This is a genomic window from Brevibacterium sp. K11IcPPYGO002 (assembly GCF_050920635.1).
GTDB lineage: Bacteria > Actinomycetota > Actinomycetes > Actinomycetales > Brevibacteriaceae > Brevibacterium.
In genome coordinates, this window is record NZ_CP131929.1 from 1,222,993 (window position 1) to 1,244,513 (window position 21,521).

Annotated in this window: 20 protein-coding genes and 1 tRNA gene; 17 read left to right on the forward strand and 4 right to left on the reverse strand. The window is 64.5% G+C overall.

The features are described 5' to 3' along the window. Positions 1-133 precede the first annotated feature (133 nt). A complete protein-coding gene (locus QYM46_RS05465; RefSeq protein ID WP_169251647.1) occupies positions 134-673 on the reverse strand; it encodes a DUF4916 domain-containing protein in 540 nt (179 codons plus the stop codon). A 195-nt stretch (positions 674-868) separates the two neighbouring features. On the opposite strand from QYM46_RS05465, the gene QYM46_RS05470 reads away from it, so the two are divergent. The 10 genes from QYM46_RS05470 (at position 869) to proC (ending at position 12,613) form a co-directional block, all read left to right on the forward strand. Then, positions 869-2,365: an MmgE/PrpD family protein gene (locus tag QYM46_RS05470; protein ID WP_169251648.1), complete on the forward strand. Its 1,497-nt coding sequence runs from the start codon at positions 869-871 to the stop codon at positions 2,363-2,365. Next, the gene (gene prpB, locus QYM46_RS05475) at positions 2,365-3,270 is read left to right on the forward strand and encodes a methylisocitrate lyase (RefSeq protein ID WP_025777995.1); all 906 of its coding nucleotides are present in this window, start codon (positions 2,365-2,367) and stop codon (positions 3,268-3,270) included. The genes QYM46_RS05470 and prpB overlap by 1 nt, the downstream gene beginning before the upstream one ends. After that, the gene (locus tag QYM46_RS05480; RefSeq protein ID WP_169251649.1) at positions 3,267-4,388 is read left to right on the forward strand and encodes a bifunctional 2-methylcitrate synthase/citrate synthase; all 1,122 of its coding nucleotides are present in this window, start codon (positions 3,267-3,269) and stop codon (positions 4,386-4,388) included. The genes prpB and QYM46_RS05480 overlap by 4 nt, the downstream gene beginning before the upstream one ends. 24 nt (positions 4,389-4,412) lie before the next feature. Then, on the forward strand, positions 4,413-5,207 hold the full coding sequence (locus tag QYM46_RS05485; protein ID WP_169251650.1) for an enoyl-CoA hydratase/isomerase family protein: 795 nt from the start codon (positions 4,413-4,415) through the stop codon (positions 5,205-5,207). 42 nt (positions 5,208-5,249) lie between these two features. Then, entirely contained in the window at positions 5,250-6,227 is a 978-nt protein-coding gene (locus QYM46_RS05490; protein ID WP_169251651.1) for a Ppx/GppA phosphatase family protein, read from the forward strand. A 186-nt stretch (positions 6,228-6,413) separates the two neighbouring features. Continuing rightward, entirely contained in the window at positions 6,414-8,132 is a 1,719-nt protein-coding gene (locus QYM46_RS05495; RefSeq protein ID WP_169251652.1) for a glycerol-3-phosphate dehydrogenase/oxidase, read from the forward strand. A gap of 132 nt (positions 8,133-8,264) precedes the next feature. After that, a complete protein-coding gene (locus QYM46_RS05500; protein WP_169251653.1) occupies positions 8,265-8,987 on the forward strand; it encodes an MIP/aquaporin family protein in 723 nt (240 codons plus the stop codon). 58 nt (positions 8,988-9,045) lie between these two features. Next, a complete protein-coding gene (glpK, locus tag QYM46_RS05505; RefSeq protein WP_169251654.1) occupies positions 9,046-10,578 on the forward strand; it encodes a glycerol kinase GlpK in 1,533 nt (510 codons plus the stop codon). A gap of 95 nt (positions 10,579-10,673) precedes the next feature. Beyond that, positions 10,674-11,675, forward strand: coding sequence for a sugar phosphate isomerase/epimerase family protein (locus tag QYM46_RS05510; protein WP_432791158.1), 1,002 nt, complete (start codon positions 10,674-10,676; stop codon positions 11,673-11,675). Positions 11,676-11,776: 101 nt separating this feature from the next. Beyond that, positions 11,777-12,613, forward strand: coding sequence for a pyrroline-5-carboxylate reductase (gene proC / locus QYM46_RS05515; protein ID WP_432791159.1), 837 nt, complete (start codon positions 11,777-11,779; stop codon positions 12,611-12,613). Between the two features lie 15 nt (positions 12,614-12,628). Here the strand turns inward: proC and QYM46_RS05520 are convergent, their stop codons facing one another. Continuing rightward, entirely contained in the window at positions 12,629-13,510 is an 882-nt protein-coding gene (locus QYM46_RS05520; RefSeq protein WP_432791160.1) for a LuxR C-terminal-related transcriptional regulator, read from the reverse strand. Positions 13,511-13,617: 107 nt separating this feature from the next. On the opposite strand from QYM46_RS05520, the gene QYM46_RS05525 reads away from it, so the two are divergent. The 4 genes from QYM46_RS05525 (at position 13,618) to QYM46_RS05540 (ending at position 17,254) form a co-directional block, all read left to right on the forward strand. Continuing rightward, a complete protein-coding gene (locus QYM46_RS05525) occupies positions 13,618-13,959 on the forward strand; it encodes a DUF485 domain-containing protein (RefSeq protein ID WP_169251658.1) in 342 nt (113 codons plus the stop codon). Continuing rightward, positions 13,956-15,608, forward strand: a complete 1,653-nt coding sequence (locus QYM46_RS05530) for a solute symporter family protein (protein ID WP_206516257.1) — start codon at positions 13,956-13,958, stop codon at positions 15,606-15,608. Before QYM46_RS05525 ends, QYM46_RS05530 begins: the two co-directional genes overlap by 4 nt. 396 nt (positions 15,609-16,004) lie before the next feature. Further along, positions 16,005-16,991: a hypothetical protein gene (locus tag QYM46_RS05535; RefSeq protein ID WP_432791161.1), complete on the forward strand. Its 987-nt coding sequence runs from the start codon at positions 16,005-16,007 to the stop codon at positions 16,989-16,991. Positions 16,992-17,183: 192 nt separating this feature from the next. Continuing rightward, positions 17,184-17,254: transfer RNA gene (locus tag QYM46_RS05540), tRNA-Gly, on the forward strand. Positions 17,255-17,451: 197 nt separating this feature from the next. Here QYM46_RS05540 and QYM46_RS05545 read toward each other — a convergent pair. Then, on the reverse strand, positions 17,452-18,114 hold the full coding sequence (locus tag QYM46_RS05545; protein ID WP_169251660.1) for a potassium channel family protein: 663 nt from the start codon (positions 18,112-18,114) through the stop codon (positions 17,452-17,454). Continuing rightward, positions 18,107-19,525, reverse strand: coding sequence for a TrkH family potassium uptake protein (locus QYM46_RS05550; RefSeq protein ID WP_432791719.1), 1,419 nt, complete (start codon positions 19,523-19,525; stop codon positions 18,107-18,109). Before QYM46_RS05550 ends, QYM46_RS05545 begins: the two co-directional genes overlap by 8 nt. Positions 19,526-19,584: 59 nt before the next feature. Between QYM46_RS05550 and QYM46_RS05555 the strand changes: the two genes are divergently transcribed. From QYM46_RS05555 to QYM46_RS05565, 3 genes are all read left to right on the forward strand, one after another. Then, positions 19,585-20,781, forward strand: coding sequence for an acetoin utilization protein AcuC (locus QYM46_RS05555; RefSeq protein WP_432791162.1), 1,197 nt, complete (start codon positions 19,585-19,587; stop codon positions 20,779-20,781). A gap of 262 nt (positions 20,782-21,043) precedes the next feature. Continuing rightward, positions 21,044-21,142, forward strand: coding sequence for a 30S ribosomal protein bS22 (locus QYM46_RS05560; protein ID WP_009882927.1), 99 nt, complete (start codon positions 21,044-21,046; stop codon positions 21,140-21,142). Between the two features lie 72 nt (positions 21,143-21,214). After that, entirely contained in the window at positions 21,215-21,460 is a 246-nt protein-coding gene (locus QYM46_RS05565; RefSeq protein ID WP_025777775.1) for a glutaredoxin family protein, read from the forward strand. Positions 21,461-21,521 lie beyond the last annotated feature (61 nt).

Here is a 21,521-nt window from a genome sequence, read left to right on the forward strand (position 1 = left end):
TCAACCCTGACGCCGACGACGGCCCCGACAGGCGGTATCGTCCGCGTCGCCTTCAGTCTACCAAGTAGGTTCTACGGGCTGTAGAAAAAGTCCGGAGGTGAGAAGCTTCGTCTCATCCGGGCGCGCTCGTGGCTCAGACGCGGAAGCCCAGGTGGGCCAGCGCGATGCGCAGAATATGGTCCTGGCCGTAGCAGAGCTCGCCGACGATATCGGGGCGCAGAGTCTCCTCGGGGGTCAGCCAATCGAGGCTGAGGGCATCGGCCCGCGGAGTGCATTCGCCGCGGACCTCCATGATGAAGCACATGGCGATCGCGTGCTGGCGCGGATCATGGAGAAGCGCCGAACCCTCGGTGGGGAAGTATTCGGCGATGTGGAACGGGCTGATCGCCGGCGGAATGACCGGCAGCGCCATCGGGCCGAGGTCGTTCTCGGCGTGACGCACCAGCGCCGTGCGGATCGTCTCATGGAAGCGGATCCGCCCGCCCACGACCTCCCGCCCGAGGGTGCCGTCCTCGAGGCTGCGCAGCAGCAGGCCGATGCGTTCGACGTTGCCGGTCTCGCTCACCCGCACCGGGATGGCGTTGACATAGGGGATCGGCATGCGTCTGCGCAGGCGCGCATATTCCGCGTCGTCGAACCAGTTCTCGTCGAAGTCCAGGGCAGTCCGAGTCATGACCCAATATTCCCACAACCATCCCTCGCGGCAGAAGAGCATGGAGACCCCGTTGGTGAACTGGGACACGCTTCGGGTAAAATATCTTGATGTCGAGATAAATTTCCGACCGGCAGGGACCTGTCGAGTGACGTGGCCTACAGTTGTGTCAGCACTACGTGACCGTTTCCGGTCAAGGACTATGAAGGGGTATCCATGATCAATCATGAAGTCCGCACCTACAAGAGCTCAGAGAACCTGGCTCGCGAAGATCAGCTCGCATGGAAGATCGCCGAGGTCGCATCCGACCCGACGCCGGTCGATTCCGAAGTTACCGAAATGGTCATCAACCGCGTCATCGACAACGCTTCTGTGGCTGCCGCATCCGTGCGTCGCTCCGCTCCGACCCATGCTCGCGAACAGGCCCAGGCCCACCCGTTCAATCCCGGTGCCAACATCTTCGGTCTGCCGGTGAGCGACCGCTTCTCACCGGAATGGGCCGCTTGGGCCAACGGTGTGGCCGTGCGCGAACTCGATTTCCACGACACCTTCCTCGCCGCAGAGTACTCGCACCCCGGTGACAACATCCCGGCCGTGCTCGCAGTCGCCCAGCACAAGGGCATCGGCGGCAAAGACCTCATCAACGGTGTGGCCACCGGCTACGAGATCCAGGTCGACCTCGTCAAGGGAATGTGCCTGCACGAGCACAAGATCGACCATGTCGCCCACCTCGGCCCCTCGGCCGCAGCTGGTATCGGCGCAATGCTCCGCCTGCCCACGGAGGTCACCTTCCAGGCCGTCCAGCAGGCACTGCACGTGACGACGGCGACCCGTCAGTCGCGCAAGGGCGAGATCTCGTCCTGGAAGGCCCACGCTCCGGCGTTCGCCGGCAAGATGGCCGTCGAATCCGTCGACCGTGCCATGCGCGGCGAGGGCGCCCCGAACCCGATCTACGAAGGCGAGGACGGCTTCATCGCCTGGATCCTCTCCGGCCCCGAAGCCCGCTACACCATCCCGCTGCCGGGCAAGGGCGAAGCGAAGCGCGCGATCCTCGACACCTACACCAAGGAGCACTCGGCCGAATATCAGGCCCAGGCGCTCATCGACCTCGCCCGCAAGCTCGGCGGACAGATCGAGGACCTGACGAAGATCAAGCGCATCGTCATCCACACCTCGCACCACACCCACAACGTCATCGGCACCGGTGCGAACGATCCGCAGAAGATGGATCCTCGTGCCAGCCGCGAGACCCTCGACCACTCGATCATGTACATCTTCGCCGTGGCCATGCAGGACCAGGGCTGGCACCACGAGCACTCCTATGCCCCCGAGCGCGCCGGTCGTCCCGACACGGTCGAACTGTGGCACAAGATCGAGACCACCGAGGATCCCGAGTGGACCCGCCGCTACCACTCGATCGACCCCAACGAGAAGGCCTTCGGCGGACGCGTGGAGATCGAATTCGAAGACGGCTCGACGCTGACCGACGAGATCGCCGTCGCCGACGCCCACCCGTTCGGTGCCCGTCCCTTCGCCCGTGCGAACTACATCGAGAAGTTCAAGACCCTGGCCGAGGGCATCGTCTCCGACTCGGAGCAGACTCGCTTCCTCGATCTGGCCGAGAACCTCGAGAGCCTCGACGCCAAGGGCGTTGCCGAACTGAGCTTCGTCGTCGACGGACTCGAGCACAGCGGATCGAAGGGCATCTTCTGATGCTCGGCGCACAGGCAACCCCCGCCGAGCGCCGCGCCACGTTCCGCGAGCTGCTCGCAGGCGACGAGATCGTCCAGTTCCCCGGCGCCATCAACCCGATCAATGCTCAGCTGATCGAGCAGACCGGATTCGAAGGCGTCTACATCTCCGGCGGCGCGTTCTCCGCGGCCATGGGCCTGCCCGACATCGGGCTGACCACGCTCACCGAGGTGGCCGACCACGGACGCAATATCGCCCGAGTGACGAACCTGCCGACCTTCATCGACGCCGACACCGGATGGGGCGAAGCCATGAACGTGGCCCGCACCGTCCAGGAGTTCGAGGACGCCGGAATCTCGGGCATGCACCTGGAAGACCAGGTCAACCCGAAGCGCTGCGGCCACCTCGACGGCAAGGAGGTCGTGACCGCGGCCGAGATGTCCAAGCGCATCAAGGCCGCCGTCAAGGGACGCCGCGACGAGAACTTCGTCATCTGCGCCCGCACCGACTCCCGCGCTGGGGAAGGTCTCGACGCCGCCATCGACCGGGCGAAGGCCTACGCCGATGCGGGAGCAGACATGATCTTCCCCGAGGCGATGCGAGATCTCGGAGAGTTCGAGAGATTCGCCTCGGCCGTCGACGTGCCGATCCTGGCGAACATGACGGAATTCGGAAAGAGCGAACTGTTCACCACCGAACAGTTGGCGAATGTCGGAGTCAAACTAGTGATCTACCCGGTCACGACTCTGCGCATCGCCATGGGTGCGATCAAATCGGGCCTGCAGACCATTCGGGACAAGGGCACTCAGGTGGACCTGCTCGAGGGCATGCAGACCCGTGCGGACCTGTATGACACGATCGACTACTCGGCGTACAACGAGTTCGACGCCGCAGTATTCAACTTCTCACAGGAGGGTCACCAGTGACCGAAGAAATCAAGAAGGGCCTCGCCGGTGTCGTGGTCGACACCACCGCAGTGTCCAAAGTGGTCCAGGAGACCAACTCGCTGACCTACCGCGGCTACCCCGTGCAGGAGCTCGCCGCCAAGCGCAGCTTCGAAGACGTCGCCTACCTCATCTGGAACGGCGAACTGCCCACCGAGGCGCAGCTGGCAGAATTCCAGGAACGCGAACGCTCCCAGCGTGAGATCGACAGCAAGCTCGTCGACCTCATTCTCGGCCTGCCCAAGGACTGCCACCCGATGCACGTCGTGCAGACGGCCGTGGCCTACCTGGGTGCCGTCGACCCCGAGGCCGACACCGAGGGCGCCGAGGCGAACCTCGCGAAGGCCGAGCGTCTCTACGCCCAGCTGCCGACGATCGTGGCCATCGACCACCGTCGTCGTCACGGCCTCGACCCGATCGCCCCGACGAAGGACCTCGGCTACGCCGCGAACTTCTTCAAGATGGTCTTCGACGAAGTTCCCGCCGAGGAAGTCGTGCGCTGCTTCGACGTGTCGATGATCCTCTACGCCGAGCACTCGTTCAACGCCTCGACCTTCACCGGTCGCGTCATCACCTCGACCACATCGGACCTGTACTCGGCGGTCGCCGGTGCCATCGGCGCGCTCAAGGGTCCGCTGCACGGCGGAGCGAACGAAGCCGTCATGGCGATGCTCGAAGAGGTCGGCACCGCCGACAAGGCTTCGGCCTGGATCGACGAGGCACTGGCCAAGAAGGCGAAGATCATGGGCTTCGGCCACCGCGTGTACAAGAACGGCGATTCGCGCGTTCCCACCATGCGCAGGGCCTTCGAGGACATGGTCGCCGTCAAGGGTGCGAACGATCTGCTCGATCTGTACAACACCTTCGAAGAGGACTTCGTCGGGCGCAAGGGCATCTACCCGAACCTCGACTACCCCTCGGGCCCGGCCTACCACCTCATGGGCTTCGACACCGACCAGTTCACCCCGATCTTCGTGATGGCCCGCATCACCGGCTGGACCGCTCATATCTTCGAGCAGCAGGCGAACAACGCTCTCATCCGTCCCCTGAGCGCCTACGACGGTGAGGACCAGCGCGAGGTTCCCGACAACCGGGGCTGACCTCTCGAAAGGCAGAACACACAGATGAGACCAGACGGTTCATACCGTCCGGTCGATCTCGAGGGTTTCGACTTCACCGTCTCCGGCGGGGTCGGAACCCTCGTCATTGATCGGACCGAGAAACGCAATGCGATCTCCCGGCCCATGTGGCGGGCGCTGCCGCAGATCATCGCGAACGTCGATGCCGACGATTCGATCGGCGCGCTGGTGATCACAGGGGCCGGCGGACATTTCTCCGCCGGTTCGGACATCGCCGACCTCAATGTGCCGCTCGACGATTTCTGGGAACTCAACTCCACCGCCGAGGCGGCCCTGGCGAACTCGCGGACACCGACGATCGCCGCCATCACCGGCAACTGCGTGGGCGGGGGAACGGAGATCGCCGCGGCCTGCGATATCCGCATCGCCGCCCCCGGATCGATCTTCGGCGTCACCGCAGCAAAGCTCGGACTCGTCTACCCGGCCGGACCCACGAAGCGACTGGCTCGAATCCTCGGTGATGCCTGGGCGAGGTATCTGCTCATCACGGCCTCGATCGTGAAGTTCGAGACGATGGCCGAACTCGGCTTCTTCCACGAGGTCTCCGACACCCCATCGGAGACCGCGCAGGCTCTGGGGGAGCGGATCGTGGGACTGTCCCGACTCAGCCAGGTCGGAGCCAAGGCGATCCTCGACGGTGATCTGACCGAGGGCACACGGCCGCCTCGGTGGCTCGATGATGCCTACCGTGCAGAGATCACCCGCGGCCAGGAGGCGTTCTTCGCCAAGGAACCGCCGGAATTCGGTTTCACCAAATCTGCTTGGCAGAACGGTTCCTGAGTTCGTGGGCAAGGAGTCCCGAGGAGAGGATAAACTGAGCGAATGCGCCTAGCAGTCCTCGATATCGGCTCCAACAGCGTCCACCTCCTGGTCGTCGACGCCCACGTCGGAGCACCGCCCCTGCCGGCCACCTCGCACAAGGAGGTGCTCCGGCTCGCCGAATACTTGAGCGACGACGGTTCGATCGATGCAGAAGGTCAGGAACGACTGCGTTCCTTCATCGCCGATGCCGTCGAGATCGCCGAAGACCAAGGGGCGGAGCAGATCCTCGCATTCGCCACCTCGGCGGTCAGGGAAGCCCCGAACGGGGTCGGCCTCATCGAATCGATCAACGCCCAGCTCGGGGTCACCCTCAACGTCATGTCCGGCCGTGACGAAGCCCGCGTGACCTTCCTCGCCGCCCGCCGCTGGTTCGGGTGGTCGGCCGGGAAGATCCTGCTGCTCGACATCGGCGGCGGTTCATTGGAGATCGCGGCAGGCCAGGACGAATACCCACAGGCAGCCGTGTCGGTTCCGCTCGGAGCCGGACGCACCTATTCGGATTTCCTCCCTGACCCGGTGCCCACTGCAGACGACATCCACCGCCTGCGCAAGCATGCCCGGGCGCAGATCGGACGCATCGCCGGCGACATCAACAGGGTCGGAGTGCCCGACCAGGTCGTCGGGTCATCGAAGACCTTCCGCTCCCTGGCCCGCATCGCCGGCGCCGCCCCCAGCGGAGACGGAATCTACGCTCCGCGCAAGCTCTTCCGCCGCGACCTCGACGGCATCATCGATACCCTCGCCTCCCGCACACCCGAGGAACGGGCAACCCTTCCGGGCGTGTCCGAAGCTCGTGCCGGTCAGGTGCTGGCCGGAGCGATCGTCGCCGAGGCGGCCTTCACGATCTTCGACATCGGCGTCATGAACATCTCCCCATGGGCACTGCGTGAAGGCATCATCATGCGCAAACTCGACCTCCTCGACTCGGCCGAGCAGTCCTCGGCGATGCGCGTCGAGCCCGTCGCTGCCCTGGACTGAGTCACTGTCGGGCCGTGCTCCCGTGTTCCCCGGAATCGGCAGCCGCCCGCGCGGCCGCCGATCGGTATCGGAATTCAGGTTCACCTGCTAGTTTTTGATTAGTCGCCGAGGCGGCACCTGCACTGATCTGCCCGTGCCGGCCTCGGTCGAAGTCCGAAACGTCTGACAGAAAGCACGAACCAGCTGATGCGAAATGGTGAACTGTCCCCGAACTTCCGTGACCAGGCTCTGGAGACCCTGAAGACGACAAGTGCGGCGGACCCGCTCGACGTCTTCGTCGTCGGTGGGGGAGTCACCGGAGCAGGATCGGCCTTCGACGCAGCCACCCGCGGACTCAAGGTCGGTGTCGTCGACGCGAAGGACTGGGCCTCGGGAACCTCATCCCGGTCCTCGAAGCTCATGCACGGCGGACTCCGCTACCTCGAGATGCTCGACTTCAAACTCGTCGCCGAGGCGCTGAAGGAACGTGACCTGCTGCTCCAGCACACCGCGCCTCACCTCGTCGAACCCGTCGCATTCGTCTTCCCCTTCGAGCACCGCCTCATCGATCGGGCCTTCATCGGCTCCGGTGTGCTCCTCTACGACACGATGGCCACCCGACCGGGTCGCAAACGCGCCGTGCCGATGCATCGTCACCTGGGAAAGAAGGCGCTGAGCGCCCACTTCCCGGGACTGGCCGACGACGCCGCCGTCGGCGCCCTCGAATACTATGACGCGAAGGTCGACGACGCCCGCTTCGTCATGACTCTGGTCCGCTCGGCCGTGAGCTACGGGGCCGCTGCCGCCAACCACGTCTCCGTCATCGGCTACCTCCACGACGGCGACCAGGTCACCGGCGTCCACGCCCGGGACGAGATCACCGGTGAAGAATTCGACATCCACGCCCGCCGCACCATCCTCGCCGGAGGCGTCTGGACCGAAGAGCAGCAGGATCTGGCGAAGGCCGACGCCGGACTCAAGGTGCTCGCCTCCAAGGGCGTGCACATCACCGTGGCCGAAGACAAGATCAAGGCCGACCCGAATACCGGAATCATCTCGAAGACCGAGAAATCCGTCCTCTTCGTCATCCCGTGGGAAGGCTATTGGGTCATCGGCACCACCGACACCCCGTGGAACGAAGACGTCGACGCACCGGTCGCGACCTCGCAGGACATCGACTACCTGCTCGAACACGCCAACGCCATCCTCGCCGACAAACTCACCCGCGACGACGTCATCGGCGTCTACTCCGGACTGCGCCCGCTGCTCCAACCGGTGGTCAAAGAAGGACAGGCCTCGACGAAGGTCTCCCGGGAACACACCGTGATGGAAGTCGAACCGGCCCTGGCCGCGATCGCCGGCGGCAAGTTCACCACCTACCGAGTGATGGCCGAAGACGCCGTCGACTTCGTCCTCGGCGACGATGCGAAGGACCGCAGGTCGCTGACCGAATCCGTGCCGCTGCTCGGTGCCCAGGGGGTGGGTGCGCTGCGGCGCGGCCAGTCCGGGATCGCGGAGAAGTACGGGTGGGACGAAGATCGCGTCAAACGTCTCATCCGCCGCTACGGCACCCTCATCGAGGAACTGCTCGACCTCGTCGATGAGGATCCGGAACTCGGCCAGCCGTTGGACGGCGCGCAGCGCTACCTGCGCGTCGAAGCCCACTACGCGGCCGCCGCAGAGGGGGCCGTCCACCTCGGCGACATCCTCGAGAGGCGAATGCGGCTGAACTACGAATCCCGGGACCGGGGAAAGAACGCCGCCGAGGCGGTCGCGGCCATCGTCGCACCCGTCCTCGGCTGGGACGACGACCGTCGGGCGGCCGAAGTCGAGGCGTTCAAAGCCCACGTCGACGCCCAGGTCGCGGCCGAGTCCACCGACGATGACGCCTCGGCGGCGGCCCTGGTCGGTGCGACCCTCCACTGAACCGTTCACAGCGAAGTGCGGGACCACAACCGAATACCGACAATCGAATATCGACCGACCTCGGAGCACCCTCCGGGGCGACCAACGACCGGAGAACCCACCGGAAAGACAAACAATAGGAGTTTGTGAGATATGGGCACCATCTTCCTCTTCGAGATCGCCGGAACGGCGATGCTCATGCTGCTCGGCGTCGGTGTCGTCGCCAACGTCGTCCTCGGAAAGACCAAAGGCAACGGCGGCGGCTGGCTGCTGATCTCCTTCGGCTGGGGCCTCGCGGTCTTCGCCGGTGTGTTCGTCGCCTACAAGACCGGAGCGCACCTCAACCCGGCCGTGACCTTCGGCATCCTCGCCAGCGGAGCCGACGAATACGCTCCCGGCATCGCCGTGACCTTCGGTCACACCGTCGCCTATCTGGCGGCGGAGATGATCGGTGCGATGCTCGGTGCCGTCCTCGCTTGGGCCGTGTACAAGAAGCACTACGACGAAGAGAAGGACGCGGGCAACATCCTCGGCACCTTCTCCACCGGCCCGGAGATCCGCTCCTACGGCTGGAACTTCGTCACCGAAGTCATCGCAACCTTCGTCCTCGTGTTCGTCATCCTCCTCTTCGGCAAGACCCCGCACGAGCTCGGCCCCTTGGCCGTCGGCCTTCTCGTCGTCGTCATCGGTGCTTCCCTGGGTGGCCCCACCGGCTACGCCATCAACCCGGCCCGTGACCTGGGGCCGCGCATCGTCCACGCACTGCTGCCGATCCCGAACAAGGGCGGCTCCGACTGGGCCTACTCGTGGGTGCCGATCGCCGGGCCTCTCGTCGGCGGCGTCGCGGCCGGTCTGGCCTCGCAGGCATTCGTCTGAGTACGATCGCAGACAACCGACCACGATCACAGACAATCACTTCGACACAGGAGTCACAATGAGTCAGGAAAAGTTCATCCTCGCCATCGACCAGGGCACCACCTCGTCGCGGGCGATCGTCTTCAACCATGACGGACAGATCGTGTCCTCCGGTCAGCTCGAGCACGAGCAGATCTTCCCTCGCGCCGGCTGGGTCGAGCACGACCCGATCGAGATCATCAAGAACACCAACGAGGCGATCGGTCAGGCCCTGACCCGGGCGAACATCAACCGCCACCAGCTCGAGGGCGTGGGCATCACCAACCAGCGTGAGACCACCGTCATCTGGAACAAGCACACCGGCGAACCCGTCTACAACGCCATCGTGTGGCAGGACGCGCGCACCCAGAAGGTCTGCGATGAGCTTGCCGGGGACGAAGGACCGGACAAGTACAAGGACCGGGTGGGTCTGCCCCTGGCGACCTATTTCGCCGGTCCGAAGGCCAAGTGGATCTTCGACAACGTCGACGGGGTCAAGGAAGCCGCCGCGGCCGGGGACCTCCTCTTCGGGACCATGGACACCTGGGTGATCTGGAACCTCACCGGCGGAGTCAACGGTGGAATCCACGTCACCGATGTCACGAACGCTTCGCGGACGATGCTGATGAACATCGACAGCCTCGACTGGAACCCCGAGATCGCGGCGGATATGGGCATTCCCGTCGAGATGCTGCCGGAGATCAGGTCCTGCTCGGAGATCTACGGATACGGGGCGAAGAACGGACTCATCATCGACACCCCGATCTGCGGCATCCTCGGCGACCAGCAAGCCGCGACCTTCGGCCAGGCCTGCTTCGAGAAGGGGCAGGCGAAGAACACCTACGGCACCGGCAACTTCATGCTCATCAACACCGGCAATGAACCGGTGGCCAGCAAGAACGGCCTGCTCACCACGGTCGCGTACAAGATCGGCGAGGACGAAGCCGTCTACGCGCTCGAGGGATCGGTGGCCGTGACGGGTTCGCTCGTCCAGTGGCTGCGCGACAACTTCGGCATCATCAAGGACGCCCCCGAGGTCGAGACCCTGGCCAAACAGGTCGAGGACAACGGCGGCTGCTATATCGTGCCCGCCTTCTCCGGGCTCTTCGCCCCGCACTGGGAGTCCGACGCCCGCGGCGTGATGGTGGGTCTGACCCGGTATGTGAACAAGAACCACATCGCCCGTGCGGCCCTGGAATCCGTGGCCTTCCAGTCCCGCGAGGTGCTCGACTCGATGAACCTCGACTCCGGTGTCGAACTCACCGAGCTCAAGGTCGACGGAGGCATGGTCGCGAACGAAACGCTCATGCAGTTCCAGGCCGACCTCCTCGGCGTGCCCGTCATCCGTCCCGAGGTCATCGAGACCACGGCGCTGGGCGCGGCCTATGCGGCGGGCATCGCCGTGAAGTTCTGGAACGGCGAGGACGACGTGAAGGGCAACTGGCGTGAGGACAAGCGCTGGAATCCGTCGATGGACGACGAGACGGTCGACCGTCTCTACCGCCTCTGGAACAAGGCCGTCGAACGCTCCAAGGGTTGGGTCGACGAGGACACCGAAACCCTCTACGGCTGAATTACTACCTGACGGCGGCCCAGCAACCTCGCGCGAGGTTGCTGGGCCGCAGTCAGGTAGTTCTGGGGTGAGGGAGCCGCGTTAGACTGGAAGGGATGAGCAGGAAGTCGAAGTCCCAGCGGAAGGTGTTGACCACCAAGAATTCCGCGCGCTCGAATTCGAAACGCCACAAGGAGTACTTCGACAAACACGACATCTATGAGAAAGACGCTCATCACGTCTCCGACAACCGGATCAGACTCGGCCTCTCCAGCTCCTCCGTCTCACCCATGACCGTCGAGGAGACCTTCGCCCAAGCAGCCAAACACGGCTACGACGGGGTCGAGATCATGATCACCCACAATGCCGACACCCGCGATGTCGACCTCATCAACGGACTCGCCAGCGACACCGGTCTCGACGTCCTCTCCCTGCATGCCCCGACCCTGCTGTTCCTGCCCCGGGTGCTGCACAAAGACCATTGGGAGAAGCTGCGGATCACCGCGAACCTCGCCAAAGAGGTCCACGCCGACACCGTCGTCCTCCACCCGCCGTTCCGATGGCAGGGCGAATATGCCCTCGGCTTCGTCGACGGCGTCCGCCAGGTCGCCCACGAGACCGGAGTGAGACTGGCCGTGGAGAACATGTACCCCTGGCGTGCAGGCCTGCGCGAGATCCAGGTCTACTATCCCGACTGGAACCCCTTGGACGAGGACTACGACGACCTCACCTTCGACTTCTCCCACGCCTCCACCGCCGGCATGAACGCCCTGGAGACGGTGGGCGAGATCTTCGATCAGCTCCGCCACGTCCACCTCACCGACGGTGCCGGCTCCCTCAAGGACGAACACCTCGTTCCGGGCGAAGGTACGATGCCCGTCGCTGAGACCCTGCAGTACCTGGCCAAACACAATTGGAAGGGCGACGTCGTCGTCGAGGTCAACACCCGATTCGTGCGCAGACAGTCCGTCCGCGAGCAGATGCTCGCCGACTCCATCGCCTTCGCCCGCGAGCACCTCGGCCTCGAGGCTGATGCTCCCCGACGCAACACCCACAGCCACACCCGCACCACCGAGCACAAGCCCTCGCGATCCGGCACATTCGGCGGCGAGAGCTGACCCCGGGACCGATCACGACCTCCCGTCGAACCTTGCATCGGCACGCCCACACGCAGGAACACCCACCGACCACTCCACCCCCAACGAAAGGCTGGCGCACTTTGACAACCATCGCCTCCATCGGAACCGGCAACATGGGCACGGCCCTCATCCAGGGAATCCTCAGCGCCGACGCGGGCATCACCGTCCGCGCGACGACGAACTCGACCGCCTCGGCGCAGCGCCTCCTCCATGATCTGCCGACTGCGGCGGTCACCTCGGTGGAGGACGATCCCGAGGCGAACCGCAGGGCCGCAGCCGGAGCCGATTTCGTCTTCCTCGGTGTGAAGCCGTGGATGATGGCCGCGACCGTGCGCGAACTCGCCGACGACCTCGACCCGAACTCCGTGCTCGTGTCCATGGCCGCCGGTGTCGCCGCTGCGGACCTGGCGAAGCTCGCCCCCGAGAATCCGATTGTCCGGATCATGCCGAACACTCCGAGCGCCATCGGTCACGGCGTCATCGCGCTGGCCCCCTCCGCCGAGGTGACCGCCGCCAGCGTGGACACACTGAGGTCCCTGCTGTCGGGCGCCGGCATCGTCGTCGATCTCGACGAATCCCAGATACCTGCCATGACCGGAATCTCCGGGTCCGGGGTCGCGTACTTCTTCCTTCTCGCCGAGGCCATGATCGCCGCCGGCGTCAAGCAGGGCCTCAGTGAGGACGTCGCTCGCCAGATGGTCGTGGCCACCGCCGACGGCGCCGGCCGACTCCTGACCGAGAAGCCCGATCCCGCCGCTCAGCGTCAGGCCGTGAGCAGCAAGGGCGGCACGACCCTGGCCGGTCTCCAGCAGTTCCTCGACTCCGGGATCTTCGATATCGCCGAGGCGGCCGCGCAGGCGGCGGCGGACCGTTCCGTGGAGATGGAACGGGAGAACTCCGAGGTCATCAACGGCTGAGCCGATTCTCCCTGCTCAGGGGAGGACGTGGGACGAGCGGGCGATCGACACGGCCTCATGCCGGGTCCGTGCCGAGAGCTTGACCATCGCCGTATTGAGATAGGACTTCACCGTCGACTCGCGCAGCGACAGCGCCTCGGCGATGCGGGCATTCGGCCATCCCAGGGCGACGTGCGAAAGGATGTCGGTCTCCCGCGGCGACAGCCGCACCGCGGGCACCGGGGTTTGGAAGTTCTCCGGATTGTGCCCGGAGAGGATATCGGCCAGGCGCGCCTCGACGCCGGTGAGCTTCTCCCGGGTCTCCTCGTCGACGATGCCGGAGCGGATGGCTCGCAGCTCCGCATAGGTGTGCCGGAGAGCCTCGCGTCCCGAGGGATCAAGATCCGGATAGAGCGGTTCCTCCTTGACCGGGCCAAGCGGCTGCTGCCGGTAGCCGAGTCGAGCGAGATCGACCGAGAGCTGTCGCACTCGCCTCACGAGGTCTCCCGTCTGCGGGGCGGCGGCGTCGTAGTCCGCGCGATGGCCGCAGTAGACCATGCCGGTGACCTCACCACCGTGGAGGGTGGGCACGGCCACGAGGACGCGGATGCCCTCACCGAGCACCTCCTCGTCGTAGTGATGGGTGATGAGCGGGTCGATCTCATAGTCGCGGGTCAGCTGCGGGGTGCCTTCGGTCATGGCCCGTCCGCCGAGACCGCGCCCGGTGCTGACGATGAGCGACGAGAGCAGGTCCTTGTCGGCGCCGGCGACGGCTTCGACCGCGACCGAACCCTCTTCGACCATGCCTCCGAAGACGACGTCGCCCGTTCCGCTCTCATGCAGGGAGTCGACGGCTTCGACGAACAGGCGACGGGTCTCGACCTTGAGTGCCCGTGTTTCCTTGGCATGCGCATTCATGTGAACAAGCTACCAACTTTCGGTGGTATTCCCCAGTGCATGCTGAACGTTACCTTGGGGTCATGTGATTCAGGACACTGATGTTCTGTCCATTCAAAGGAGAAAGAATGACTGACCCTGTCAACACCGGAGTTGACTTCCTCGCAGAGGAGGAGAGCCCGGAGTTCAAGGCCCTCAAGCGCAGACGATTCTCGGTGGTGATCCCGCTGTCGATCGCGTTCCTCGTCTGGTACTTCCTCTACGTGATCCTCAGCACCTACGCTCATGACTTCATGTCGACGAAGGTCGTGGGGGAGATCAATGTCGGGCTCGTCTTCGGGCTGCTGCAGTTCGTGACGACCTTCGCGATCACGATGTTCTACGTCTCGTTCGCCAATAAGAAGCTCGATCCTCCCGCGGAGGCGATCCGTGAACGACTGCTGGCCGAATCGGAAGGAACCCGCTCATGAGCACTCTGGCAATCGGAGACTTCGTCGCCTCGGGAGTCGACCTCCTCAGCGCAGCGACCACCGAGGTCGAGAACAACCCGGTCCTCAACATCACGATCTTCGCCGCATTCGTCGCGGTCACGATGTTCATCGTCCTGCGGGCCAGCCGCAACAACAAATCCGCTTCGGACTACTACGCCGGCGGCCGGTCGTTCACCGGACCGCAGAACGGCTTCGCCATCTCCGGCGACTACCTCTCAGCTGCGTCCTTCCTCGGCATCTGCGGTGCAATCGCCGTCAACGGCTACGACGGATTCCTCTACTCGATCGGCTTCCTCGTCGCCTGGCTCGTTGCTCTGCTCATCGTTGCCGAGCTCATGCGCAACACCGGCAAGTTCACCATGGCCGATGTGCTGTCGTTCCGGCTCAAGCAGCGTCCCGTGCGCATGGCCGCAGCACTGTCGACTCTGGCGGTCTGCTTCTTCTACCTCCTCGCCCAGATGGCCGGAGCAGGCGGTCTCGTCTCCCTGCTCATGGGCATCGACGGCAAGGTCGGTCAGTCGCTCGTCATCGCCGTCGTCGGTGCGCTGATGATCATCTACGTCCTCGTCGGCGGGATGAAGGGCACCACCTGGGTGCAGATCGTCAAAGCGGTCCTGCTCATCGCCGGTGCCTTCGCCATGACCGTCTGGGTGCTCGCCCTCAACGGCTTCAATCTCTCCACGCTGCTGGCCTCGGCAGTGGAGAACGCGGCCGGCGGCGTCGGTGAGGCGGTGCTCGAGCCGGGACTGAAGTACGGCGAGAATCCTCTCGACTTCATCTCCCTGGCATTGGCCCTCGTGCTCGGAACCGCCGGTCTGCCGCACGTCCTCATGCGCTTCTACACGGTTCCCACTGCGAAGGAAGCGCGCCGTTCCGTGGTGTGGGCGATCTGGCTCATCGGCGCGTTCTACCTCTTCACTCTCGTCCTCGGCTACGGTGCCGCCGCGCTCGTCGGTGCCGACGCGATCAACAATGCTCCCGGCGGAGTGAATTCGGCGGCACCGCTGCTCGCGCTCCACCTCGGTGGGCCCATCCTCATGGGCTTCATCTCCGCGGTCGCGTTCGCCACGATCCTCGCGGTGGTGGCGGGTCTGGCCATCACGGCGGCGGCCTCGTTCGCCCACGACATCTACGCGAACGTCATCAAGAAGGGCAAGGTCGAGGACTCCGATGCGGAGGTCAAGATCGCCCGTCGCACGGTCATCGTCATCGGTGCGGTCGCGATCATCGGCGGCATCGGAGTGCAGGGGCAGAACATCGCATTCCTTGTGGCGCTGGCCTTCGCCGTCGCCGCCAGCGCGAACCTGCCCACGATCGTGTACTCGCTGTTCTGGAAGCGCTTCACCACTCGCGGTGCGGTGTGGTCGATCTACGGCGGCCTGATCTCGGCGATGGTGCTCATTGCCTTCTCGCCGGTCGTCTCCGGTTCCGAGACCGCAATGATCCCTGGTGCCGACTTCGCGATCTTCCCGCTGTCCAACCCGGGAATCATCTCGATTCCGCTCGGATTCATCCTCGGCTGGATCGCGTCGATCACCGACCGGACCGTCGAGAGCCCCGAGCTTGCCGCAGAGATGGACGTCCGTGCCCACACCGGGTTCGGCGCCGAGGAGGCCGTCGAGCACTGACCCCGTCCGCCAACCGCGTGTTCGAAGTGCAGGCGACCCGATTCCGATCAGGACGCATGCACTTCGAACACGCGGTTGTGGATACCGCAGCGTTGTGGCTGCGTCGTGACCGCCTCGGCGCATGCGTCATTGCGCTGAGAACTCGGCTTCGATCGAGTACCACGCGAGTCCGGAGGCACCGGTGACTCAAACGCCGTGGACTGTTGACAGCATGCGGACTCGGACGTCTCATGGGTGTGGATGCCGAGGGCGATTCCACAGGCGGTTGAGGAGGCCTTGTCGGAGTCTCAGGCGCAGCGACAGTCTTGCCGCATGTACAACGTGGTCCGCACCAGTGAACTCAGGGCGCGTGGGGTGCAGAGCAGATGCATCCGTGACGCCAAAGACTGCTGCCTTTTGGCACTCACTCAAGGGATGTATTCGGTCATCGCCCGCTGTTCGAATCCCAGACATGGCGCGATAGCGGGGTTCATCACGGATGAAGCGTGGATTCACAGAGTCGTCGAGCAGACCGACCCGGAGTCGGGGAGGCCTCGTTTCGAACTCCTCGACATGTTCGAGAAGCTGCGGGTGGCTTCGTACCCGCACTACCGATTCGACGACGTGATCTGGGGAGTCTCCGCCGCATTCGTCCATGACCTTCCGCTGCATCGACCGCCTCGGGGGAAGGTCTTCATCGCTCATCCGACGAGGCGGCACAGCAGTGCCGATGTGTCGAGGACCTCCAAGACCATTCCTGACGAGGACGTCGTCCGCATCGGCAAGATGGCGCTCACCTCGCCCATTCGCACCGCATTCGACCTCATCGGCCAGCTGGGTGAACCGGAGGGCTTCGCCGCGCTGGAGTCCTGTCTGCGCAGATCGACATTCGGTTCCGACGTAGGAGCGGACGCAGCGGCCAGGTTCGGTTACCCACCGGACACGCTGGCATTGGCCGAGCGCCGAATCGCCGAGGATTTCCTGCCCGTGCTGGGCCGACTGTCGAAAGGCCAGGTGAGAGCGCAGCGCTTGCTGTCGGCGATCGGTCCGCTGTCGGAGAGTTACGGAGAGAGTCGCTTCGCGTACAACCTCACGCAGCTGAGGCTGACCGGATTCAGTCGGCAGGCCAGGATCTGGGATAGGCGCGCAGTCATCGCTCGTGTGGACTTTCTGCACAGAGAATCGCGGACGATCGTTCTCGTCGACGGCTTCTCCAAATATGCCGACAACGGAGTTGGGCTGATGCGCAAAGAGGTTCGTCAGTACAACCGGCTGCTGGAGCTGGGCTACCGAATCGTTCGTCTCAACTTCACCGAGGTGACTCACCTTGAAGAATGCGCAACCAAACTCTTCGGGCAGGCACCGCACCTGAGGAAGTTCATTGCCCCACGGGTGCGTTCCTGAGCTCGCACTCAACCACGGCACCAACTGCTTGAAAGTGCAGATGCCCTGATCGAAGTCACTGCTTTCACACTTTGAACCCGCGGTTGTCGGATGCACCTCGGGCCAGACGCTGTAGACTGGTTCGAGTCGCTGACCACGGCATGATCGCACCGGGCTCTGCCTGGGCGAACAGTTTGAATTCGGTGGCGACGCGCGGGCGTAGCTTAATGGTAAAGCTTCGGCTTCCCAAGCCGATGACGCGGGTTCGATTCCCGTCGCCCGCTCTCATGCCGCGCACTCACACTTCCTGTGCCAGCGTTCCGAGACCCATGATGCGGGGCGATCGCTTCACGTGGGGTGTGCCACTGCGGTGTTGTCGGACTTGACCGATGCACCAACTGCTTCGAAATGCAGATGCCCTGATCGAAGTCACTGCTTTCACACTTTGAACCCGCGGTTACCTCTGGCACCGCCCCACAGCCTATGGGCGGCCGGCGAACCGACCCAGCAGCTCGACGTGCCCGGCGACGATGAGCAGGTCCTGTTTGCCCACCCGCGTCGTCGGGTCGGCGTAGGTGAAGTCGCGGCCGGGACTCTTGATGCCGACGATCGTCACACCGTATTTGTCGCGGACACCGGACTCGCTGAGGGTGAAGCCCTGGATCTCCCGCGGCGGACGCATCTTCACCACGGCGAAATGGCCCTCGTCGAACTCGATGTACTCCATCATCCGCGAACTGACCAGGTGAGCGACGCGGCGGCCGGCATCCGACTCCGGATAGAGCACATGGTGGGCGCCGATGCGGTGGAGGATCTTGCCGTGCGACGGCGAGATCGCCTTCGCCCACACCTGCGAGACGCCCAGGTCGACGAGGTTGGCCGTGGTCAGCACGCTGTCCTCGATCGAGGTTCCGATGCCGACGACGGCGGTCGAGAAGTCACCGGCACCCACCTGGCGCAGAGCGTCGATGTTCGTCGAGTCGGCCTCGACGACGTGCGTGAGTTTGCCGCTCCAGTCCTTGACGAGTTCGGGATTGTGCTCGATGGCCATCACCTCGCGACCGAGTTTGGCCAGAGTCGCCGCAGTCGAGGATCCGAAGCGTCCCAGTCCGATGACCAGGATTGAGGTGTGTTCGTTAGCCAACGACCGGCCTTTCCTCGGGGTAGCGGTAGAGACGGGCGGAGTCCTGCATGGACAGAGCAGCCGCAAGAGTAATCGTACCGAGTCGGCCGATGAGCATGATCACCGCCAGCACATAGAGGCCGAGATTCGGTGAGGACGCCGACACTCCGGAGCTCAGCCCGACGGTGCCGAACGCCGAGATCACCTCGAACAGGACCCGATCGAGCGGTTCGGAGCTGATCTGAAGCATTGCGAGCGTGCCGACGAAGACGATCATCGCACCCGTGAGCAGGATCGAGATCGACAGCTTGATCGTCGAGGATGTCAGCCGCCGGCCGAACACGTGGACGTCTTGCAGGCCCCTGGCCTCGGCGAATGCTGCCAAGATGAGCACTGCCACCGTTGTCACCTTGATTCCGCCGGCCGTCGAGGACGATCCGCCGCCGATGAACATCATGAGGTCCATGAGCAGGTGCGAGGCCTGACTCATGTCCGCGATCTCCATCGTCGAGAACCCTCCCGATCGCGGCATCACGGCCATGAATAGGACTTCGACGAATGTGTGACCGGCGTTCTTGTCGCCGAGCGTCGCAGGGTTCGCCGACTCGAACAGCGCCAACAGCAGCAGCCCGACGGCCAGGACGGCCGTCGTGGTCGTCAGCGTCAGCTTCGTATGCAGATCCCAGCGGCTCGGCCGATTCCAGAACATCGTGACCATGAGCACGACGGGAAAGCCCAGCGACCCGACGAACACGCCGACCATGATCAGCGACAGGATCCACGGATCCGAGACGAAGTGAGCCGCTCCGCCGGGATGGATGGTGAACCCGGCGTTGTTGAAGGCCGAGATCGAATAGAACACCGAGTACCAGGTGGCATCGCCGAGCGATTCCCCGCGCATGAGGAACCGCGGGAACATGAGCACCGCGAGGATCGCCTCGGCGGTGACGATGGTGACGACGACCGTTTTGAGCAGGGTGCCGACCTGCCCCAGGTTGAGCGCCGAGGTGGCCTGCTGAGCGATGAGGCGCTGCCGCACACCCAGGCGGCGGGAGACCGCCATGCCCAGCACCGAGGCGAGAGTGAGGATCCCGAGACCGCCGACCTGAATGCCGGCTGTGATGACCGAGATCCCGAAGTCCGACCAGTACTCCTCCGTGACGACGGGGGTCAGCCCGGTCACGCACACGGCGGAGACCGCCACGAACACGGAGTTCGCGATGTGCGTGGCCTGATCGACCGAACCGGGCTCACGCACACTCGCCGGCAGCATCAGCAGGATCGCGAACGCGGCGACGACGGCGACGAAGGACCCGATGGCCAGGCGCGCCGGTGACGCGACGGCGAGGTCGTCGACGAAGTCACGGACCCACCGGCCCGGCTTCAGCAGCCGGTCGTAGCGAGGCGAGGAATTCTTGGGCACAGGCACCATGGTAGAGCCGGTGGCCCCGGAATCGGTGCAAGTGAGCTGTGCCATATAGCATGGTGGGCATGGCCGAAAATGATGTGTATGTCGTTTGGGACGACGAAGTGACCGGTTACAACTTCGGTCCCAGCCACCCCATGCACCCCCTCAGGCTCGACCTGACAGCGAAGCTCGCCGCCGACTTCGGACTCTTCGACGCGGCCAACGTCCACGTCAATCCCATCGGTGAGATCGACGAGGCGAAGCTCGCCCGCCTCCACGACCCCGACTACATCGCCGCGGTCAAGCAGGCCGGCACCGAGGAGGGGCTCGAGGAGGAGGACGCGAACAGATACGGCATCGGCACCGAGGATGTTCCCGGGTTCGATAATATGCACACCGCCTCGGCGCTGCTGTTCCAAGGCAGCGTCAATGCCGCGAACGCGATCATCTCCGGGGAGTTTCGTCGCGCGGTGAACTTCTGCGGCGGCATGCACCATGCGATGCCGGGCAAGGCCAGCGGCTTCTGTGTCTACAACGATGCAGCCGGAGCGATCACCGAATTCCTCGACGCCGGATACGAACGCATCGTCTACCTCGATACCGATGCCCACCACGGCGACGGGGTCGAGGCCTTCTTCTGGGACGACCCTCGAGTGCTCACGATCTCGATCCACGAATCGGGGAAGTTCCTCTTCCCCGGCACCGGGTTCCCCGCCGATATCGGGGGACTCAAGGCGGCCGCCTCGGCGGTCAATATCGCCCTGCCCCCGCGCACAGGGGACGCGGACTGGCTGCGCGCCTTCGATGCCGCTGTCCCGCAGGTCGTCGCCGCCTTCGAACCCCAGGTCATCGTCTCCCAGCACGGCTGCGACGGCCACCGGGAGGACCCGCTGACCCATATGCGCCTGAGCGTCGACGCCATGCGCATCGCCGCCGAACGCATCCGCGATCTTGCCGTCGACCATGCCGACGGCCGCTGGCTGTCCGTCGGGGGAGGGGGATACGCGATCATCGACGTCGTGCCCCGAGCCTGGACGAACCTCCTAGCCGTCGCCGCCGGGCGCGATATCGATCCCGGGGCGCGGATCCCGGGACGCTGGGCCTCGTACGCGCAGACGACGACCGGGCGGGAAGCTCCGCTGTCGATGACCGACGGATTCGACGGGGCCTTCGAACCCTGGTCGAAGGGATTCGATCCCGAAGCGGAACTCGACCGTGCCGTGATGGGCACCCGGAAGAACATCTTCCCCTTCTACGCCCTCGACCCCTACTTCGATTGAGCCCCGTCGGCCGACGACCGCTCGGTCGGAGCCGATCCCGGCACAGTCGGAGCCGACCCCGGCGGAACCGGACCCGGCCCTGCCGCGCACGCTGCCCGAACCGAACCCGACCCCCGGGCCCGCGCGGATCGCCCGGCGCGGCCGTTGTGGATCTGGACACAGTTTTGGGAAAGCAGGTGGCCAAGCGATAGAATTGCACGGTTAGTTCAATGGGTGGGCACCTGAAGTTCACCCTCCACCGACAAGCACAAGGGGTACCCGAGTGGGCTCAGTCATCAAGAAGCGCCGCAAGCGTATGTCGAAGAAGAAGCACCGCAAGCAGCTTCGCAAGACACGTCACCAGCGTCGCAACAAGAAGTAAGACCCGACGGTCCTACGCCCCCGCTCGAGTGATTTCTCGGCGGGGTTTGTTGCACCCGATGAGGAGTGAGCCATGGTCGACCTGACCTTTCTCACGCGTGTCGACTGCCATCTGTGCGCTGACGCGCTCCAGACCGTCACCGAGGTGGCCGCGGGCAGAGATGTGACCGTGACGGAGATCGACATCGACACCGATGACGATCTGGCCGCACAGTACGGCTGGGACGTTCCGGTCGTTCTCCTCAACGGGCGACAACACAGTTTTCATCGAGTCGACAAGGATCGGCTGTCCAAGGCGCTCGACGCCTTGGGCGCATGAGATCGATTGAAGGAGTGAGGCGGATTCGTGGGCGAGATTCTGTCCGCCAACAGGATTGAGG